Source organism: Oscillatoria sp. HE19RPO (genome assembly GCF_024220515.1).
GTDB lineage: Bacteria > Cyanobacteriota > Cyanobacteriia > Cyanobacteriales > Laspinemataceae > Laspinema.
On sequence record NZ_JAMXOT010000205.1, the window covers coordinates 1 to 15821 of the forward strand.

Genomic DNA, 15821 nt, shown 5'->3' on the forward strand with positions numbered 1-15821 from the left:
TGGAGGATCCGGACATGGGAGCGTGACTTGGCATCCGCCAAGTCACGCGGTAACGACTAAAGTCGTTACTACGAACATCTCCCCCATCCTCCCTATCCTCCGTTAAGGAATAATAAACTTAAAGTGCCTTCTGAGGAGTCGCCCGAGAGTGCCTCCTCAATTCATTCTGAAAAAACCAGCCTCATGTTTGAACAACAACCTCAGACCCTGCGCGAAAAAGTCCAGAAATTAGCGAATCAATCCCTGGCGCAATCGGACCCTTCGGCATGGTTTGATATTTTATATGCCGAAGCTCAAGGGGATGCTGAACAAGTGCCTTGGGCAAAATTGACCCCCCATCCGGTCCTGGAAAGTTGGTTGAGCGATCGCCCAATGTCCCCACAGAGTCGTTCTGCCTTAGTCACCGGATGCGGATTAGGCGATGATGCCGAAACCTTAGCCGCCCGAGGATTTGAGGTGACTGCCTTTGATATTTCCCCCACCGCGATCGCCTGGTGTCGCCAACGATTTCCCGATACCTCGGTGAATTACTGTGTGGGGGACTTCTTTAACTTAGATCCGGCATGGCGCGGACAGTTTGATTTAGTGGAAGACTCTCGGAATATTCAAGCGTTACCCCTTGAGGTGCGATCGCAAGTCATCGAGGCGATCGCCGCCTTAGTGGCCCCTGGAGGAACCCTGCTAATTATTACCCGCCATCGCGACAACGACAGCCAACCCGAGGGTCCGCCCTGGCCCCTATCGGACCGGGACCTCGCCGAATTTGAGAATTGGGGACTCACTGAAATCGAACGGCACGAATTTTTTGACCAGGATAATACCATTAAACAACTGCGGGTAGAATATCGGCGATCGGCTTGAGTCTTAAATGACGGCAGGAACGAGCGTCCCCATGCCGTGAAAAGGCCAGTTTATACCAAATCCGGAGTTCAGTCGTTTTTACTCTTCAGCCCGCGCAGGCGGGCTTCGTCCGTATAGCCCCAGGCTTCAGCCTGCGGGTTTTTATAGACTTCCAGGGATCTACTATGACCTCAAAAACTGAAGCAATCATCGGCTGTATTTTAGGAACTGCGGTGGGAGATGCGTTTGGACTTCCCTGGGAAGGGTTATCCAGACAACGGCAAGGGCGGATTAATTCCCGGTTGACCCGGTATCATTTCTTTTTTGGTAAAGGCATGGTTTCCGATGACACCGAACATACCTGTATGGTGGCGCAATCTCTGGTGGTTTCTGGAGGGGATGTCCGGCGATTTACCAAGGCGTTAGCTTGGCGGTTGCGATGGTGGTTGGTGGCTTTACCGGCAGGTGTAGGTTTTGCTACCTTGAGGGCGATCGCCAAGTTGTGGTTAGGATTTCCCCAGTCTGGAGTCTTCTCTGCTGGAAATGGTCCGGCGATGAGAAGCGCCATCATTGGGGTTTGTTATGGCAGTGATTTGCCCAAGTTGCAGGAATTCGTCAGGGCCTCTACTCGGTTGACCCATACGGACCCCAAGGCAGAATATGGAGCAATGGCTGTGGCGATCGCCGCTTATTGTGCCAGTCAAAGAAGGATGATTTCTGGCAATGATTATTATCAAATCCTAGAAAAGAGTCTCCCTGACGAGGCGATCGAATTTTTGCACCTGATCCAACAAGCTTGTGACAGTGTTGCACAGGGTCAAGATACCCCAACCTTTGCCCTCCAGTTGGGACTGGGAAAAGGAGTCAGTGGTTACATTTACCATACGGTGCCAGTCGTCATCCAGGCTTGGTTGACTCATCCAAATGATTATCGCCGTGGAGTGATAGAAATCGTGCGCTGTGGCGGGGATACGGACACCACTGCTGCCATATTGGGTGCAATTATGGGTGCCGGGGTTGGAGAGAACGGGATTCCTGAAACCTGGATTAATGATTTATGGGAATGGCCGAGAACCGTTGCTTGGATGAGAGACTTGGGTTATCGATTAGGGCAAGTTTGCGATCGCGGTATCCCAGAACCTCCCGTTCCCCTGGCACTGTATGGAATGGGAATAATCCCGAGGAATTTATTCTTCTTAGTTGTAGTGATTCTGCACGGATTTCGGCGCTTACTGCCACCCTATTAGGGAGCATCTCAATTTTGCATAAAAGGGGAATTTACAAGTCTTGCTCCCCCTTCCAGCAATAAAAAAAAATTCCTTATTCTCCCTCTCCTTGTAGGAGAGGGCCGGGGAGAGGTGGGAAGGGGGCTGGGGGGTTAGGTCTCTTTGCCTTCTTGAGATGCTCCCCCCTATTAATACCAAATCCGGGTATGAAAAGTCGTTTTTATGGAGTAGCCCGCGCAGGCGGGCTTCGTCCTGTGAGCCTCCAGGCTTTAGCCTGCGGGTTTTTACAGACCTTTGATACTTTTAGCCCGCGCAGGCACCGCTTCGTCCGTATAGCCCCAGGCTTGAGCCTGCGGGTTTTTACAGACCTTTGACAACCGGATTCCGTATAACCCCCCAAAAAAACGCGAGTAGCTAGGATTAGCTGCTCGCGTCGAGTGATGGGCTGGAATTTCAAATGAGCAACTCTTACACCTTCGCTGCTATTTTTGCTTCCTTGGAAGTTAAGCGCTCGTAAGCGGCGCGCATCTTCAGACCCGTGAGCACTTGGAACAAACCGGTGCCATTGTTAGAACCCGGATAGGTGGGGTGCTGGAGCAACAGTTCGGTCAACTCACCGTAAAACTTGGTAGAGGTGTTACTGAGGTGACTTTCGATGTAGATCATCTCCTCTAAATTCTCGAACTGACCGTCTACTTCCAAAATCGAGACTTCATGACCTTCAAAGGCATCCGGTCCGTAGGCCATTTTGATCCCTGGGTAGGAACAGGTCAGTTTCCGTCCACAAGGCGTCCATTTAATCGTCGAACCCTCATCAAACAGATACACCGGATCCATATCATGCACCCCGTACCGTTGGATCATCTGCACCCGCAGAACCTTCCGCTCTTTGTCATCAGGGATTAACTCAGTCGGTAACACCCGGATGACCACATCAGCATGAGCTTTTTGCGGTTCAATGTAGGCGCTAAAGTCAGGACGACGGGAGTTAATGGATGCTAAAACATCTTCATAACGGTGACCGCGTTCTGCCATGTCCCGTTGAATTTTCCAGGCAATTTTCACCTCATCACTGATATCGAGGTAGACGCTGAAATCGAGCAGGGAGCGAACTCGCTCATCATAAATGGGATGCAGGCCCTCAATCACGATAATGTGATTCGGTTCCACCCGTTCAGGTGGATCGATCATGCCAGTTTCGTGGTTATAGATGGGCTTGTTAACCCCCTGCCCGTTTTTTAGCGCTTTTACTTGTTCATACATCAAATCAAAGTTATTCGCTCTCGGGTCAAGCGCTGTGACCCCATGCTCTTTCCGCTGTTTGCGGTCTAAACTGTGGTAGTCATCCAAGCAGATGACCGTCATCAGTTCTTCTCCAAATAGGTCTTTTAGTCGGTGCAGGAATGTCGATTTGCCGCATCCGGAGTCTCCGGCAACACCAATTAGAACCACGCTTTCCGGCTTACTGGTCATAGATTCCCTCTATCGATCTTGCTCTTTGTACCTATGCTACGGTTTATTGCGTATTAAAAGACAATAAAATTGATTCTATCTTGACATACAGCGTGTAACTTTACTCAATTGAGTCCATCCTCCTGGCTCAGAACGGGCGGGCGATCGGGGATCATGATTTGCCCTAAGCCTTATATCTCATGGTTTTGCACAATTGTCAAAAGTTTTTTTGCCCGAGTTTTAGCCCCTTGATGCCCCTGGGTTCCCGGTCGCGGGATCGCGCCCCTTGGTGTCCCTCCCTTCAGACTAGGGGCATCCAGGGGCATGGGGCTTGGGGGTGATCCCCGGGAAGGGCCGACTGCCCCGGATCCGGGTCCAGTTCCCTCGCCTCTCCCGCCCGATTGGGGGAGGAAACCGTCCCTGAAGGCTCTGTGCAATGGCTAAATCGCCTCGATTGAAGCCTGAAACCTTGCTTTCTTCGGCACAAGGTCAGGACGGGGACATCGGGCTGTAATCTAGTAATAGTCTTTTTAAAGATCCCTTCATCGACAGGATAAAGGGATAATCATCACCGGACAACGGAAAAACAGAGGGCGATCGCAGATTTCTAGGACCTGCAACTGGCTTTCAGAGTCAGCCTCCAGAACCTCTCAACCCCTTGCCGGAAAACAGTTCTTTGATTTGGAGCCATTAACATTATGTACAATCCCAGCGCAGCAGGCGTTACAGTGAATACAGAATCTGGTAACCGCTTTTTCGTATATGAAGTAGTGGGTCTGCGCCAAACTGACGAGACTGATGCGACCACTAACCCGATTCGTCGCAGTGGCAGTACCTTTATTACGGTACCGTACAACCGCATGAATCAAGAAATGCGCCGGATCACGCGCATGGGTGGACAAATTGTCAGCATTCGTCCTCTGGGCGAAGAAGGGACGAGCAATGGTCACCGCACTCCCACCGTCAGTCAAGAGCAGACCCAGAAGGAAGCTCAACCCAGCAAGCCAATGACTGAAACCAAGGCGAAAAAGGCAAAAAGCAACGATATTCCTGTTAATATCTACAAGCCCAAAAATCCCTATATTGGTAAGTGCCTCAGCAATGAACCCCTCGTCAGAGAAGGTGGAAGTGGGATCGTTCAACACTTAACCTTCGACCTTTCTGCTGGGGACCTGCGCTATTTAGAAGGTCAAAGTATCGGGATTATTCCTCCGGGAGAAGACCAAAAAGGCAAACCTCATAAACTGCGTTTGTACTCGATCGCTTCGACTCGTCATGGCGACCATGAGGATGACAAAACCGTCTCTCTGTGCGTCCGTGAATTAGTTTACCAGCATCCAGAAACCAACGAAACCATTAAAGGGGTTTGCTCATCTTTCCTCTGCCATTTGAACCCTGGAGATGATGTCGCTATCACGGGTCCCGTGGGTAAGGAAATGTTGCTCCCTGACGATGAAGAATCCACCGTCATCATGATGGCAACCGGGACCGGGATTGCTCCCTTCCGGGCTTTCTTATGGCGGATGTTCAAGGAACAACATGAAGACTACAAGTTCAAAGGTTTGGCCTGGTTGTTCTTCGGTATTCCCTACAGTGCCAACATTCTGTACCAAGAAGAGTTAGAAAAGTTACAAGCTGAGTTCCCAGATAACTTCCGCTTGACCTACGCTATCAGCCGTGAACAACAGAATGCTCAAGGCGGTAAGATGTACATCCAAGACCGGATTGCGGAAAACGCCGAAGAAATCTGGAACCTGCTGCAAAAACCGAATGCTCATACCTACATTTGCGGTTTGAAAGGTATGGAAGGCGGCATTGATGAGGGGATGTCTGCGGTTACCTCTAAACAAGGGGTGGATTGGTTAGACTATCAAAAACAACTCAAAAAAGAGCATCGCTGGCACGTTGAAACCTACTAAGGTTTACTGGGCGATCGCAGCTTAATTTCTGCGGAAGCTCTGGGAGAGGGGGAGGTCGATTGAGACCTCCCCCTCTCTATTGTTGGGAGGGAACTTCGGAACTGGGAATAGACCCGGATATCGTTTAATACTTGTTCAAGGCGATCGCCTCTCATTCATAAAAGCGATCGCCTTGAATCCGGGATTCGGGATGACCAAAAAGTACAGCAGCAATACTGGCATAATTAAGAACAGAGAACCGATGGAGGACATGAACATGACACCAGAAAGAGTGGTAGACTTGACAATGGATGAACTCAAAACGATGATTGCTCAAGTTGTGGATGAACGGTTAGGGCAAGGGGAACCCCTCGAAAACGTCGTCAAAAAACGGTCTTTACAAGAAATTATGGATTCGGTCGATCGCCACAGATGGACGCCTCCATCAGGTTCGCCTACGGGTAGCGAAATGATTCGGGAGGAACGCCAAAAATGGCAGATGCATATATAGTGGATGCCAGCGTGTTGATTCAGTATTTCTTAACCGAAACTAATACGCCACAGGTGCGGGTTTTAATTGGGGGGTTGGCAAGGGGCGATCGCTTATATGTTCCAGAATTTGGCCTGCTAGAATGTGTCAACATTTTGTGGCGGAATGTCCGCTTTCAAGGGTTGCCTCAAACAGACGGGGAACAGATGATTCGCGATTTGTTAGATTTACCCTTGGACATCAAACCCGTTAGCGAACTGCTACCTCGTGCGTTTCAAATCGGTTTAACTCATCAGTTAGCAATCTATGACTCGCTCTATATCGCCTTGGCATTAGATCGGGATTGCCCTTTGATTACCGTGGATGTCCGACAATCTCAAGCTGCGGCAGCGAGTGGGGTGGTTTTGAAGGCGATCGCTGATTTTTCGTCGGTGCCATAATCAAACTGGACAGTTTCGCTTTAGTGGCGACTTGAGGGCCAAATCCCTGTAAAAATGGTAAGTTAGTCGGTTATGGATTAGAATTGTGACTTTCAAAATTGGTTTACTGGGATTGGGAACGGTGGGCGCAGGAACGGCCCAGATCTTGCTGGACTCTGGAGGACGGCATCCGTTGTTGCAGGAGTTGGAAATTGCTCGGGTGGGGGTACGATCGCTGGATAAACCCCGGGATATTGAGCTTCCTGCGGATATTTTAACCACGGATTTAGAATCAATCGTCACGGATCCTGAGATTGATATTGTGGTGGAGTTGATTGGCGGGTTGGAACCTGCGCGATCGCTGATGTTGAAGGCGATCGCCTCTGGTAAGCATATTGTCACTGCCAACAAAGCGGCGATCGCCCTGCATGGTGCAGAAATCTTCACTGCTGCCAATGAAAAGGGCGTCTATGTGATGTTGGAAGCGGCAGTGGGAGGCGGTATCCCGGTGATTCAACCCCTGAAGCAATCTTTAGGAAGCAACCGCATCCAAGGGGTGATGGGTATCATTAATGGCACCACCAACTACATTCTCACCCGGATGCAACTGGAAGGGGCGGATTTTCAGGCAGTGCTCGCGGATGCTCAAAAATTGGGTTATGCGGAAGCGGACCCCACGGCAGATGTGGATGGTTTGGATGCGGCAGATAAAATCGCGATTCTGGCATCTTTGGCATTTGGGGGACGCATCAAGCGTGAACAAGTTTATGCGGAAGGGATTCGTCAGGTGAGTGCAGAAGATATCGCTTATGCCGAAAAACTGGGGTTTGTGATTAAGTTACTGGCGATCGCCAAGCGGGAAGAAGGTCCTACTCCTCAAACTCAAACCGATGTTGAAGATCGCTTACAGTTGAGAGTGCATCCCACCTTGGTCCCGAAACAACATCCTTTGGCGAATGTGAATGGGGTTTATAACGCCATCTTCATAGAAGGGGACCCGATTGGACAGGTGATGTTTTATGGACGAGGGGCGGGTGCAGGTCCCACGGCAAGCGCGGTGGTGGCGGATATTTTAAATGTGGCGGCAGTGTTGAAAACGGAAACGGAACCGATACCTCATCCGTTGTTAAGCTGTTCTCATCAACATTACTGTGCGATCGCCCCAATGGACGATGTGGTGACGCGCTTTTATGCCCGATTTTTGACTCAGGATAGTCCCGGAGTCATCGGGGAATTGGGGACAATTTTTGGCAAAAATGGCGTCAGTCTCGAATCCGTGGTGCAGATTGGGATGCGTGAAAATCAGGCAGAAATTGTGGTGGTTACCCATGATGTGAAAGAAGGCAATTTTAATCATGCCTTAGCGGAAATTCGCAATCTGGAGGCGATCGTTTCTATTCCTAGTTTGTTGCGCGTTCTTTGATTAGTTGATAGAAACCCGCAGGCTCAAGCCTGGAGGCTCACAGGACGAAGCCCGCCTGCGCGGGCTGGTTTTTATCAACCTCGCAGATGGAAACCCGCACCCTAAAGGGTGGGGCTACACGGACGAAGCCCGCCTGCGCGGGCTGGTTTTTATCAACCACTTTTGATATCTGGATTGGGTATGAGTCCAAGAACGGTTATAGAATAAAAACGACCGGGTTTCTTGAACAAACCTCTAGTTTTTTGGACAGAAAACTATACCAAATTCGGGTATCAAAAATCCATTTTCTTTCTTAGCCCGCGCAGGCGGGCTTTGTCTGTATAGCCCCACCCTTTAGGGTGCAGGTTTAAGCAGACCCGGATTCCGTATTATTCTGATTGTTTTTGACCTAAATCCTATGCTAAATTCTCCATCCTCTGTTCCAGAAATTATCATTCCTGACGAGTTGCTTCCCCCCAAGGACCTGCGGTTATCGGTGGGGGGAAGTTTTAAGGCGATCGGGACGGAATTTTTTCGCTATTTTATAGAATTAGCGGGTTTACAGCCGGATGAAGCGGTGCTGGATGTGGGGTGTGGGGTGGGACGGATGGCGGTTCCTCTGACCCAATATTTGAGCGATCGCGGCAGGTATGAAGGATTTGATATTGTTGAATCCGGAATCACTTGGTGCAAATCTGTGATTTCCCCCCGCTATCCGAATTTTCAGTTTCAACGGGCGGATTTGTACAATCAGTATTACAACCCCACTGGACAAGAACAGGCAAACACCTATCGCTTCCCTTATTCGGATAATTGCTTTGATTTTGTCTTCCTAACTTCGGTTTTTACTCATATTCTGCCCGATGGAATTGACAACTATTTACGAGAAATTTCCCGGGTTCTTAAACCGGGAGGACGAGGGCTGATTACCGCTTTTTTGTTAAATGAAGAGTCATTATCCTGCTTGGAAGCGGGTCTGTGTACCCTGGAGTTGCCAGAAATTTTTGATAACTATCGACTGGCGGATAAAACATTCCCCGAGTCGGCAGTTGCTTATGAAGAACGGTTTTTTTTGGAATTGGCCGAACAAGTGGGATTAAAAGTTAATTTACCTGTCTATTACGGGTCTTGGTGTGGACGAGAAGACTTTTTAAGTGTTCAAGATATCCTGCTGATAAGTAAACCTTAGTCCGGTGTAGCGGGAATAAGTAGAACTCGGGAAATCCCCCCTTTGGGGAGAATCGGGGGTGGCAGGGGGGTGGTTATTCGGGAATCCATCCTCAATCCGTGATTCCTAGTAATGAGCAACGATTTTGGGGAGAGGATTGGGGGCCGGACTGGTTTTCCTCTACAATTCTCTAAAATCGTTGCGATCGCACCAGACGAGTCTCGTCTAGTACACTCTGTTCTATTGGTTACGGTGATAGGAGTTTAGGTGATGAAGGGTTGGCAGAAATTCCAGGGACCAAGAATTTTTCAGGGACTGGGTGTTGCCTTGGGGGAAACACCTGTCACTCTACGGTTACGTCCCCGGGACTCCATCCGGGTGTTAACCGTTGTGTTGGGGTTGATGCTGCCGGTGGGCATGATGGAATCGGCAGATGCCCAGTCTACCTATACGGATATTACAAATCATTGGGCAAGGACTTGTATTGAAACCCTTGCGGAACGCGATATTCTCTCGGTGTTTTCCGCTGAGACGTTTCGCCCGGAGGACCCAATCCAGCGCGTGGAGTTTGCCTCGGTGGTTCGCCAAGCGTTCCCGAATGTTGAACCTGTTCGGGACCCCATTGATTTTATTGATATTCCAACGGATTATTGGGGGCGGGAAATTGTCCAGGATGCTTACCGGAGTGGGTTTATTTCTCCTTATTCTGGGCGCGCTTTTAACCCCACTCAGGTGATTCCCCGTTGGCAGGCGATCGCCTTGTTAACGACAGGTTTGCGCTATAAATCGCCGGAGAATGGGTTAGAGACAATTGAGGCATCCCTGGCGGATTGGGAGGGGATTCCTGATTATGCCCGAGGGGCGATCGCCGCAGGGATTCAAAACCGTTTGGTGGTGAATTATCCCGATCCTCGCAGTTTAAACCCCACGGAACCCATCTCCCGGGGTGAGTTGGCATCCATGATTTGTCAAGTCAAAGAAGATATTGGTGCCATTGCTTTGGTCCCGCAACAGTTTGTGGCGTCACCAGATGCGATCGCCATCGCAGAAACACCAACCGCAGAAACACCAACCGCAGAAACACCCCCGGTAGAAACACCCCCTGTAGAAACACCCCCTGTAGAAACACCAACCGCAGAAATACCCCCGGTAGAAACACCAACCGCAGAAACACCCCCTGTAGAAACACCAACGGCAACGCCTGCAACCTCTCCCACGCCGATCGCCGCTGGGAATCAACCCTGGCAAACTGCTGTCTTGACCAATGTTTTGAACTTCCAACCCACGGGAATCACCCCGGATTCCCAGGTGGAACAATGCGTTACGGATACCACCGGAACCCGTCGCTGTGAGTCGATTTCGGCCTCAATGGATGCCATAGAACTCGCCATAGATGGTCAAGGATTTATCATGGCAAGTGGTCATCGCGGGGCGGATTTGGCCCCGATCAATATCTGGGACCTGAGAACGGGGGAACGGATTCGCACCTTACCCGGACATACGGGGAGAGTCGGGGCCCTGGCGATCGCCCCCAATGGACAACGGGCGATTAGTGGCGGTGGCGATGGAGAAATTAAAATTTGGGATGTCAGAACTGGGACTCTCACTCAAACCCTCACCGGACATACCAACGAAGTCACGGGATTGGCGATCGCCCCCAATGGCAATACTGCCATCAGCAGCAGTCGCGATCGCACAGTAAAACTGTGGGATTTGAATACTGGGGAAGTCCTGCGGACCCTGGACGATCGCCAAACGGCCATGTTAGATGTGGCGGTGAGTTCCGATGGTCGAATGGCCGCCAGTAGTAGTGAGGATGGACTGGTTCGCCTCTGGAATCTCCAATCCGGGGAGTTAATTCGGACGATTTCTGCGGATATTAATGCTGTCCGAACTCTCGCTTTTAGTCCCAATGGTCAGACTTTGGCCACGGGTGGAGAGGGAACGATTCGTCTGTGGAATATTGCCAATGGGGATTTAATTCGCACGATCGCCCGCAATCCGGAGGCCAACTTTTTTGAAGTTGCCTTTAGTAATGATGGGGAAACTCTGGTGGGAACGGTTCAAGAAGGAGACATCAGTGCGATTCGGGTTTGGGATGTGAGGACCGGGGCGTTATTGCACTTTTTCCCTACGGCATCGGAGGCGATCGCCTTAACTCCCGACGGTCAAACGTTGGTTGGTGGGGGTTGGGATATTAAAATTTGGCGGATGCCTTGAGGGATGGGAGAATGAACCACAGATTACACAGATTTTCACGGATGTTGGGTGGATTCGCAAAATTTACAGCAACGATGGCAGGAATGGCGATCGCTGCTGGGGGATTGGGTCCGGTTCCTGTTTTGGAGAGGGTTGAAGGGTGGGGGTTGCAGGCGTTGGCGTCGGATTCTCTCTTGTTTAATCCGCCTCTGCCGATTGGTGAGGTAACGGCGATCGCTAAGGATATGACGGTGTTTATTGCGGGTCCGACTTCGGGTTCAGGGGCGATCGTCCATCGTCAGGGAAATGTTTATACAGTTCTGACGACGAAGGCGGTGGTTTCTGGCCGGGATGGATATGAAGTGGTGACCAGCAATGGCCGCAGGTATGCGGTGAGTCCGGAGGGGGTGATTCTGCTGCCTCTGGTGGATTTGGCTGTCTTACAGTTTACCAGTTCTGAAACTTATCCCGTGGCGCAGTTGGCGGAACCTTCGGATTCGCAAATTTATCTCACGGTTGCTAATCAACCCCAAACGACGCTGTTCGCTGCGGGAAATTTACTGTCTACTACGGGCAGAAATTTCGCCGATGGGTCGGATTTGCTGTATAATAGTGCTTTGCAATCTGCGGGAAGTGGCGGTCCGGTGGTGGACCGTTGGGGTCGGTTGATTGGGATTCAGGGTCGGTTTAATCCTGAGTCTCCCACGGTTAGTTCTGCCATTGCGGTGAGTAATTTTTTGCGATTAGCGCCCACGGTGGGGTTGAATTTGGGATGGCGGGGTTGGATTTTGGCTAATATTATCCAACCCGGAACCCAACCCCGGGCGATCGCCTTGAGTCCCGATGGCACTCTGTTGGCAACCGATGGCGGATACAATCGGATTCAGTTATGGGATTGGCAGTCGAGTCAGTTGAACGCGACCTTGACGGGACATAATAGTGAGGTGAATTCTCTGGCGATTAGTCCCAATAAACAGATTTTAGTCAGTGGCGATAACCAGGGTCAGGTGATTATTTGGAATTTGCGAACGGGACAAATTGCCAATACCATCTCGCGATCGCGTCCGAATCAGTCCAATCCGATTACTTCGGTGGCGATTACTGCCAATGGACAAACGTTAATCACCGGGAGTAATCAAGGGATTGAATTGTGGGATATCAATACCGGACGCTTGGTTTTGAGTTTGCCTGAGTCTGGGGAGGCGAATGCGATCGCCATTAGTCCGGATAGTCGCACATTAGTCAGTGGTCATCTGGATAATACCGTGAGAGTGTGGGACTTGCGGAATGGGAATTTAGTGCATAACCTGCCTGCGGGAGAACGGGGATTTATTGTCGAATCCGTTGCCATCAGTCCCGATGGTCAAACCATTGCTGGGGGAACCTATCGAGAACTTCGACTCTGGAATCTGGAACGGGGAATTCGCCAGCGCACGATTGTCGCCCATTGTGATTTATGCTATGTGTATGATTTGGCTTTTACTCCCGATGGAACGGGGATTGTTTCTACCAGTGAAGATGGGACAAAAATCTGGAATATAGCCGATGGAACGCTGCTGCGGACCATTGATGGATCGGCAAAATCTTTGGCCTTAAGTGGCGATCGCACCCTGATTTTGGGCGGGGATACCTTGCGAATTTGGCAAGTTCCCTAATTCAACACCGAATTGATTTAAGGTTAAAAACTTCCACCCATTTCTAGTTACCCCCTCAAACTTTATATGACGCCAGAAGAGTATTTTGCCGGAGAAGAAATTAGCCCAATTCGTCGCGAATATATTCGAGGAAAAGTCTATGCCATGTCAGGGTCTACCCCAGCTCATAACATGATTGCCCTGAATTTGGCAACCCTCCTCAGAAAACAGGTTCGAGGAACAGACTGTTTTGCATTTGTGCAAGATATCAAGGTGAGAATCGAGACCGTCGATGTTTTCTATTATCCTGACTTAACGGTGACTTGTGACCCTCGCGATCGGCAGTTAACAGACTCTTTTATTTGCTATCCTTGCTTAATTGTCGAAGTGCTATCCCCTGCTACCGAAGCATTTGACCGAGGGGATAAATTTGCAGATTATCGCAAAATTGAAACCCTAAAAGAGTATCTAATTATCAGTCAAACTCGCCCCAATGTAGAGTGTTTTCGGCGCAATGAACGGGGAATATGGGAATTATATAGTTATCAAGGCCAAGACCAAATTCAGTTAACTAGCCTTAATCTGTTGATTGATATGGCGACCCTTTATGAGGATGTGTGGTAATAGCATCAATGTTAGCGCCTCGGATGGTGTCGGCGATGCCAATCCCGGTGAAGCGTCCGCCAACGGCGAATCAATTTAATCCCGAAAAAGTAGCTTAAAAATGCACTCAAACTCGCCATTACCAAACAGCCAAGTCCGAGAATCATTAAAAAGTCTGCCCCAACTTCAAGTAATGCTGTCGTGGACTGAATGCGTTCGAGTTCAAACACTTCATGGGATTTGAGTAGCCATTGACCCACCTCAAAATTGAGCCAAAATATCGGTCCGTAGGTTAAGGGATTGCTGATCCAAGTTCCAGCAACCGCCATCCATTTATTGCCACGAAATAGAATCGCTAAGGCAACCCCCAGAATCGTTTGCAGTCCAAATAACGGAAACAAACCCGCAAATACCCCCGCTGCCAACCCTCTTGCCAGGAATTCTGGACTGCCCTTTTGTCGGACTAAGCGCCAGTAATAGTAACGCAAGAAGCGGTGGAATCGACTCCGGGGAGGTTTGTGTTTAGAGAACAGAGAAGCTGAACGAAAGTGGTTGATTTGAGTCCTCCGAGAATTGATCTGCAAAGGGAGTTTATGTAACATGGTTGGACCTAGAATAATGGACTGAGTTGTGCAATGTGGTTGCCCCCTGAGAGTCTGAGACGTGAGTCTTTAACTTGATATTATGACCGATATTTTACCTCAATTTACTCGTCCTCGGGGGAGATTGGCGATCGCAAGGGATAATAAAGTAGTAGTCATAAGGTGTGAAATCATGGATCGGGTGACTCAACGGGAGACAATAGCGGCGATCGCCACGGCGATTGTCCCACAGCAAGGGAGTATCGGGATTGTCCGCCTGTCGGGGTCCCAGGCATTGGCGATCGCCCAAACCCTCTTTCATGCACCCGGATCCCAACCCTGGGAAACCCACCGCATCCTCTACGGGACAATTCGTCATCCCAAAACCCAGCAAATCATCGATGAAGCCCTCTTGTTGCTGATGAAATCCCCCCGGTCCTTCACCCGAGAGGATGTGGTCGAATTTCATTGTCATGGTGGCATCATTCCCGTTCAACAAGTCTTACAACTCTGTTTAGAACTCGGGGCAAAATTAGCACAACCGGGAGAATTTACCCTCCGGGCGTTTTTAAATGGACGATTAGATTTAACCCAAGCCGAAAGTGTGGCAGATTTAGTCGGTGCCCAATCTCCCGCTGCTTCTCAAGCTGCTTTAGCCGGATTGCAAGGCAAATTAGCCCATCCCATTCGCCAATTACGCACCCAATGTTTGGATATCCTAGCAGAAATTGAAGCCCGCATCGATTTTGAAGAAGATTTACCCCCCTTGAATGAACCGGAAATCATTCAATCGATTCAATCTATTATTCAAGAAGTCGAGAGAATTTTAGGAACTGCCAGTCAAGGGGAACTGTTGCGGATGGGATTAAAAGTTGCTATTGTCGGGCGTCCGAATGTGGGGAAATCGAGTTTATTGAATGCCTGGAGTCGTAGCGATCGCGCGATCGTCACCAACCTCCCCGGCACCACCCGCGATGTCGTCGAATCCCAGTTAGTCGTTCAAGGAATACCCGTCCAGGTGCTCGATACCGCAGGTATTCGCGCCACCGAAGACACCGTGGAGAAAATCGGCGTTGAGCGATCGCGACTAGCGGCACAATCCGCCGATTTAGTCTTATTAACCCTAGATGCCCAAGCCGGTTGGACTCCCGATGATTATGAGATTTATCAACAAGTCAATCATAAACCCATCGTCGTCATTTTCAATAAAATTGATTTAGTCGAACAAATTACCCCTTTACCTCCCCTAGACAATATTCGCGAAATTGTTAAAACTTCTGCCGCCCATCAACAAGGCATTGAAGCCTTAGAAACTGCCATTTTAAACGCTGTTCAAGCCGGAGATTTGCAAGCGGGAAATTTAGATTTTGCCATCAACCAACGCCAAGCCGCTGCCTTAACCCGCGCCCAAACCGCCCTAGAACAAGTGCAAACCACCATTGACCAACGCTTACCCCTAGATTTTTGGACCATCGACCTGAGAGGCGCAATTCAAGCATTAGGAGAAATCACCGGAGAAGAGGTAACAGAATCGGTTTTAGACCGTATTTTTAGCCGGTTTTGTATTGGTAAATAAAACTGTTTAGGGTTGTTAAGCAATTGTAAGGTGGGCAGTGCCCACCCTCCTCTTCTCCCCTGTCAAGGTGTATTTGTAGGGGCTTCGATGCTTGCGCCCATACAGCCCCTACGTGAAATCACGATTTTTCGTGATTCAATATACCACCTTGACAGGGCTAGTCTCCCAGTCCTCCCTTGAATCAGGAGGTTGTTTTTGACACTCCCCGGTCTAAAGACACGGGGATTCTTTAGAAGGCAGTCGTAAGACTGCTAAACCCTACTCAGCCGTAGCCTTTCGGCAATCAAGGCGGTGCCAATTGCCGCTATTCTCTCTGCCCGAAGGCATTGAGCC

The 15821-nt window shown here is 49.8% G+C and carries 13 protein-coding genes; 11 read left to right on the top strand and 2 right to left on the bottom strand.

What is annotated here, in order from left to right; translation table 11 throughout:
- Positions 1 to 183: 183 nt before the first annotated feature.
- Entirely contained in the window at positions 184 to 861 is a 678-nt protein-coding gene (locus NG833_RS18815) for a bifunctional 2-polyprenyl-6-hydroxyphenol methylase/3-demethylubiquinol 3-O-methyltransferase UbiG (protein ID WP_254566809.1), read from the top strand.
- 164 nt (positions 862 to 1025) lie between these two features.
- Entirely contained in the window at positions 1026 to 2087 is a 1062-nt protein-coding gene (locus tag NG833_RS18820) for an ADP-ribosylglycohydrolase family protein (protein WP_254566810.1), read from the top strand.
- Between the two features lie 447 nt (positions 2088 to 2534).
- Here NG833_RS18820 and NG833_RS18825 read toward each other — a convergent pair whose 3' ends face one another.
- Positions 2535 to 3539, bottom strand: a complete 1005-nt coding sequence (locus NG833_RS18825; protein WP_254566811.1) for a phosphoribulokinase — start codon at positions 3537 to 3539, stop codon at positions 2535 to 2537.
- A gap of 677 nt (positions 3540 to 4216) precedes the next feature.
- Here NG833_RS18825 and petH point away from each other — a divergent pair.
- From petH to NG833_RS18865, 8 genes are all read left to right on the top strand, one after another.
- On the top strand, positions 4217 to 5437 hold the full coding sequence (petH, locus tag NG833_RS18830) for a ferredoxin--NADP reductase (RefSeq protein WP_254566812.1): 1221 nt from the start codon (positions 4217 to 4219) through the stop codon (positions 5435 to 5437).
- 256 nt (positions 5438 to 5693) lie between these two features.
- Positions 5694 to 5927: a hypothetical protein gene (locus tag NG833_RS18835; RefSeq protein WP_254566813.1), complete on the top strand. Its 234-nt coding sequence runs from the start codon at positions 5694 to 5696 to the stop codon at positions 5925 to 5927.
- Entirely contained in the window at positions 5909 to 6346 is a 438-nt protein-coding gene (locus NG833_RS18840) for a type II toxin-antitoxin system VapC family toxin (RefSeq protein WP_254566814.1), read from the top strand. Before NG833_RS18835 ends, NG833_RS18840 begins: the two co-directional genes overlap by 19 nt.
- An 85-nt stretch (positions 6347 to 6431) precedes the next feature.
- Positions 6432 to 7748 carry a homoserine dehydrogenase gene (locus tag NG833_RS18845; protein ID WP_254566815.1) on the top strand — a complete coding sequence of 439 codons (1317 nt, stop codon included), beginning with the start codon at positions 6432 to 6434 and terminating at the stop codon, positions 7746 to 7748.
- 397 nt (positions 7749 to 8145) lie between these two features.
- Positions 8146 to 8916 (top strand): class I SAM-dependent methyltransferase, encoded by a 771-nt coding sequence (locus NG833_RS18850; protein WP_254566816.1) that lies wholly within the window; start codon positions 8146 to 8148, stop codon positions 8914 to 8916.
- Between the two features lie 249 nt (positions 8917 to 9165).
- A complete protein-coding gene (locus NG833_RS18855) occupies positions 9166 to 11115 on the top strand; it encodes an S-layer homology domain-containing protein (protein WP_254566817.1) in 1950 nt (649 codons plus the stop codon).
- A gap of 41 nt (positions 11116 to 11156) precedes the next feature.
- Positions 11157 to 12749, top strand: a complete 1593-nt coding sequence (locus NG833_RS18860; RefSeq protein ID WP_254566818.1) for a trypsin-like peptidase domain-containing protein — start codon at positions 11157 to 11159, stop codon at positions 12747 to 12749.
- Between the two features lie 66 nt (positions 12750 to 12815).
- On the top strand, positions 12816 to 13352 hold the full coding sequence (locus tag NG833_RS18865; RefSeq protein WP_254566819.1) for a Uma2 family endonuclease: 537 nt from the start codon (positions 12816 to 12818) through the stop codon (positions 13350 to 13352).
- An 11-nt stretch (positions 13353 to 13363) separates the two neighbouring features.
- On the opposite strand, the gene NG833_RS18870 is transcribed toward NG833_RS18865, so the two are convergent.
- Complete coding sequence (locus tag NG833_RS18870; RefSeq protein WP_254566820.1) at positions 13364 to 13933, bottom strand: DUF2062 domain-containing protein; 570 nt, start codon at positions 13931 to 13933, stop codon at positions 13364 to 13366.
- A gap of 172 nt (positions 13934 to 14105) precedes the next feature.
- Here NG833_RS18870 and mnmE point away from each other — a divergent pair, with 172 nt between their 5' ends.
- Entirely contained in the window at positions 14106 to 15488 is a 1383-nt protein-coding gene (mnmE, locus tag NG833_RS18875; protein WP_254566821.1) for a tRNA uridine-5-carboxymethylaminomethyl(34) synthesis GTPase MnmE, read from the top strand.
- The last annotated feature ends 333 nt before the right edge of the window (positions 15489 to 15821 follow it).

What these genes read in the sequence shown, in the direction of transcription:
- NG833_RS18865 (WP_254566819.1), top strand. Translation starts at nt 12,816, where the DNA reads ATGACGCCAGAAGAGTATTTTGCCGGAGAAGAAATTAGCCCAATTCGT.
- NG833_RS18820 (WP_254566810.1), top strand. Translation starts at nt 1,026, where the DNA reads ATGACCTCAAAAACTGAAGCAATCATCGGCTGTATTTTAGGAACTGCG.
- mnmE (WP_254566821.1), top strand. Translation starts at nt 14,106, where the DNA reads ATGGATCGGGTGACTCAACGGGAGACAATAGCGGCGATCGCCACGGCG.
- NG833_RS18850 (WP_254566816.1), top strand. Translation starts at nt 8,146, where the DNA reads ATGCTAAATTCTCCATCCTCTGTTCCAGAAATTATCATTCCTGACGAG.
- NG833_RS18870 (WP_254566820.1), bottom strand. Translation starts at nt 13,933, where the DNA reads ATGTTACATAAACTCCCTTTGCAGATCAATTCTCGGAGGACTCAAATC.
- NG833_RS18860 (WP_254566818.1), top strand. Translation starts at nt 11,157, where the DNA reads ATGTTGGGTGGATTCGCAAAATTTACAGCAACGATGGCAGGAATGGCG.
- NG833_RS18835 (WP_254566813.1), top strand. Translation starts at nt 5,694, where the DNA reads ATGACACCAGAAAGAGTGGTAGACTTGACAATGGATGAACTCAAAACG.
- NG833_RS18840 (WP_254566814.1), top strand. Translation starts at nt 5,909, where the DNA reads ATGGCAGATGCATATATAGTGGATGCCAGCGTGTTGATTCAGTATTTC.
- NG833_RS18825 (WP_254566811.1), bottom strand. Translation starts at nt 3,539, where the DNA reads ATGACCAGTAAGCCGGAAAGCGTGGTTCTAATTGGTGTTGCCGGAGAC.
- NG833_RS18855 (WP_254566817.1), top strand. Translation starts at nt 9,166, where the DNA reads ATGAAGGGTTGGCAGAAATTCCAGGGACCAAGAATTTTTCAGGGACTG.
- petH (WP_254566812.1), top strand. Translation starts at nt 4,217, where the DNA reads ATGTACAATCCCAGCGCAGCAGGCGTTACAGTGAATACAGAATCTGGT.
- NG833_RS18815 (WP_254566809.1), top strand. Translation starts at nt 184, where the DNA reads ATGTTTGAACAACAACCTCAGACCCTGCGCGAAAAAGTCCAGAAATTA.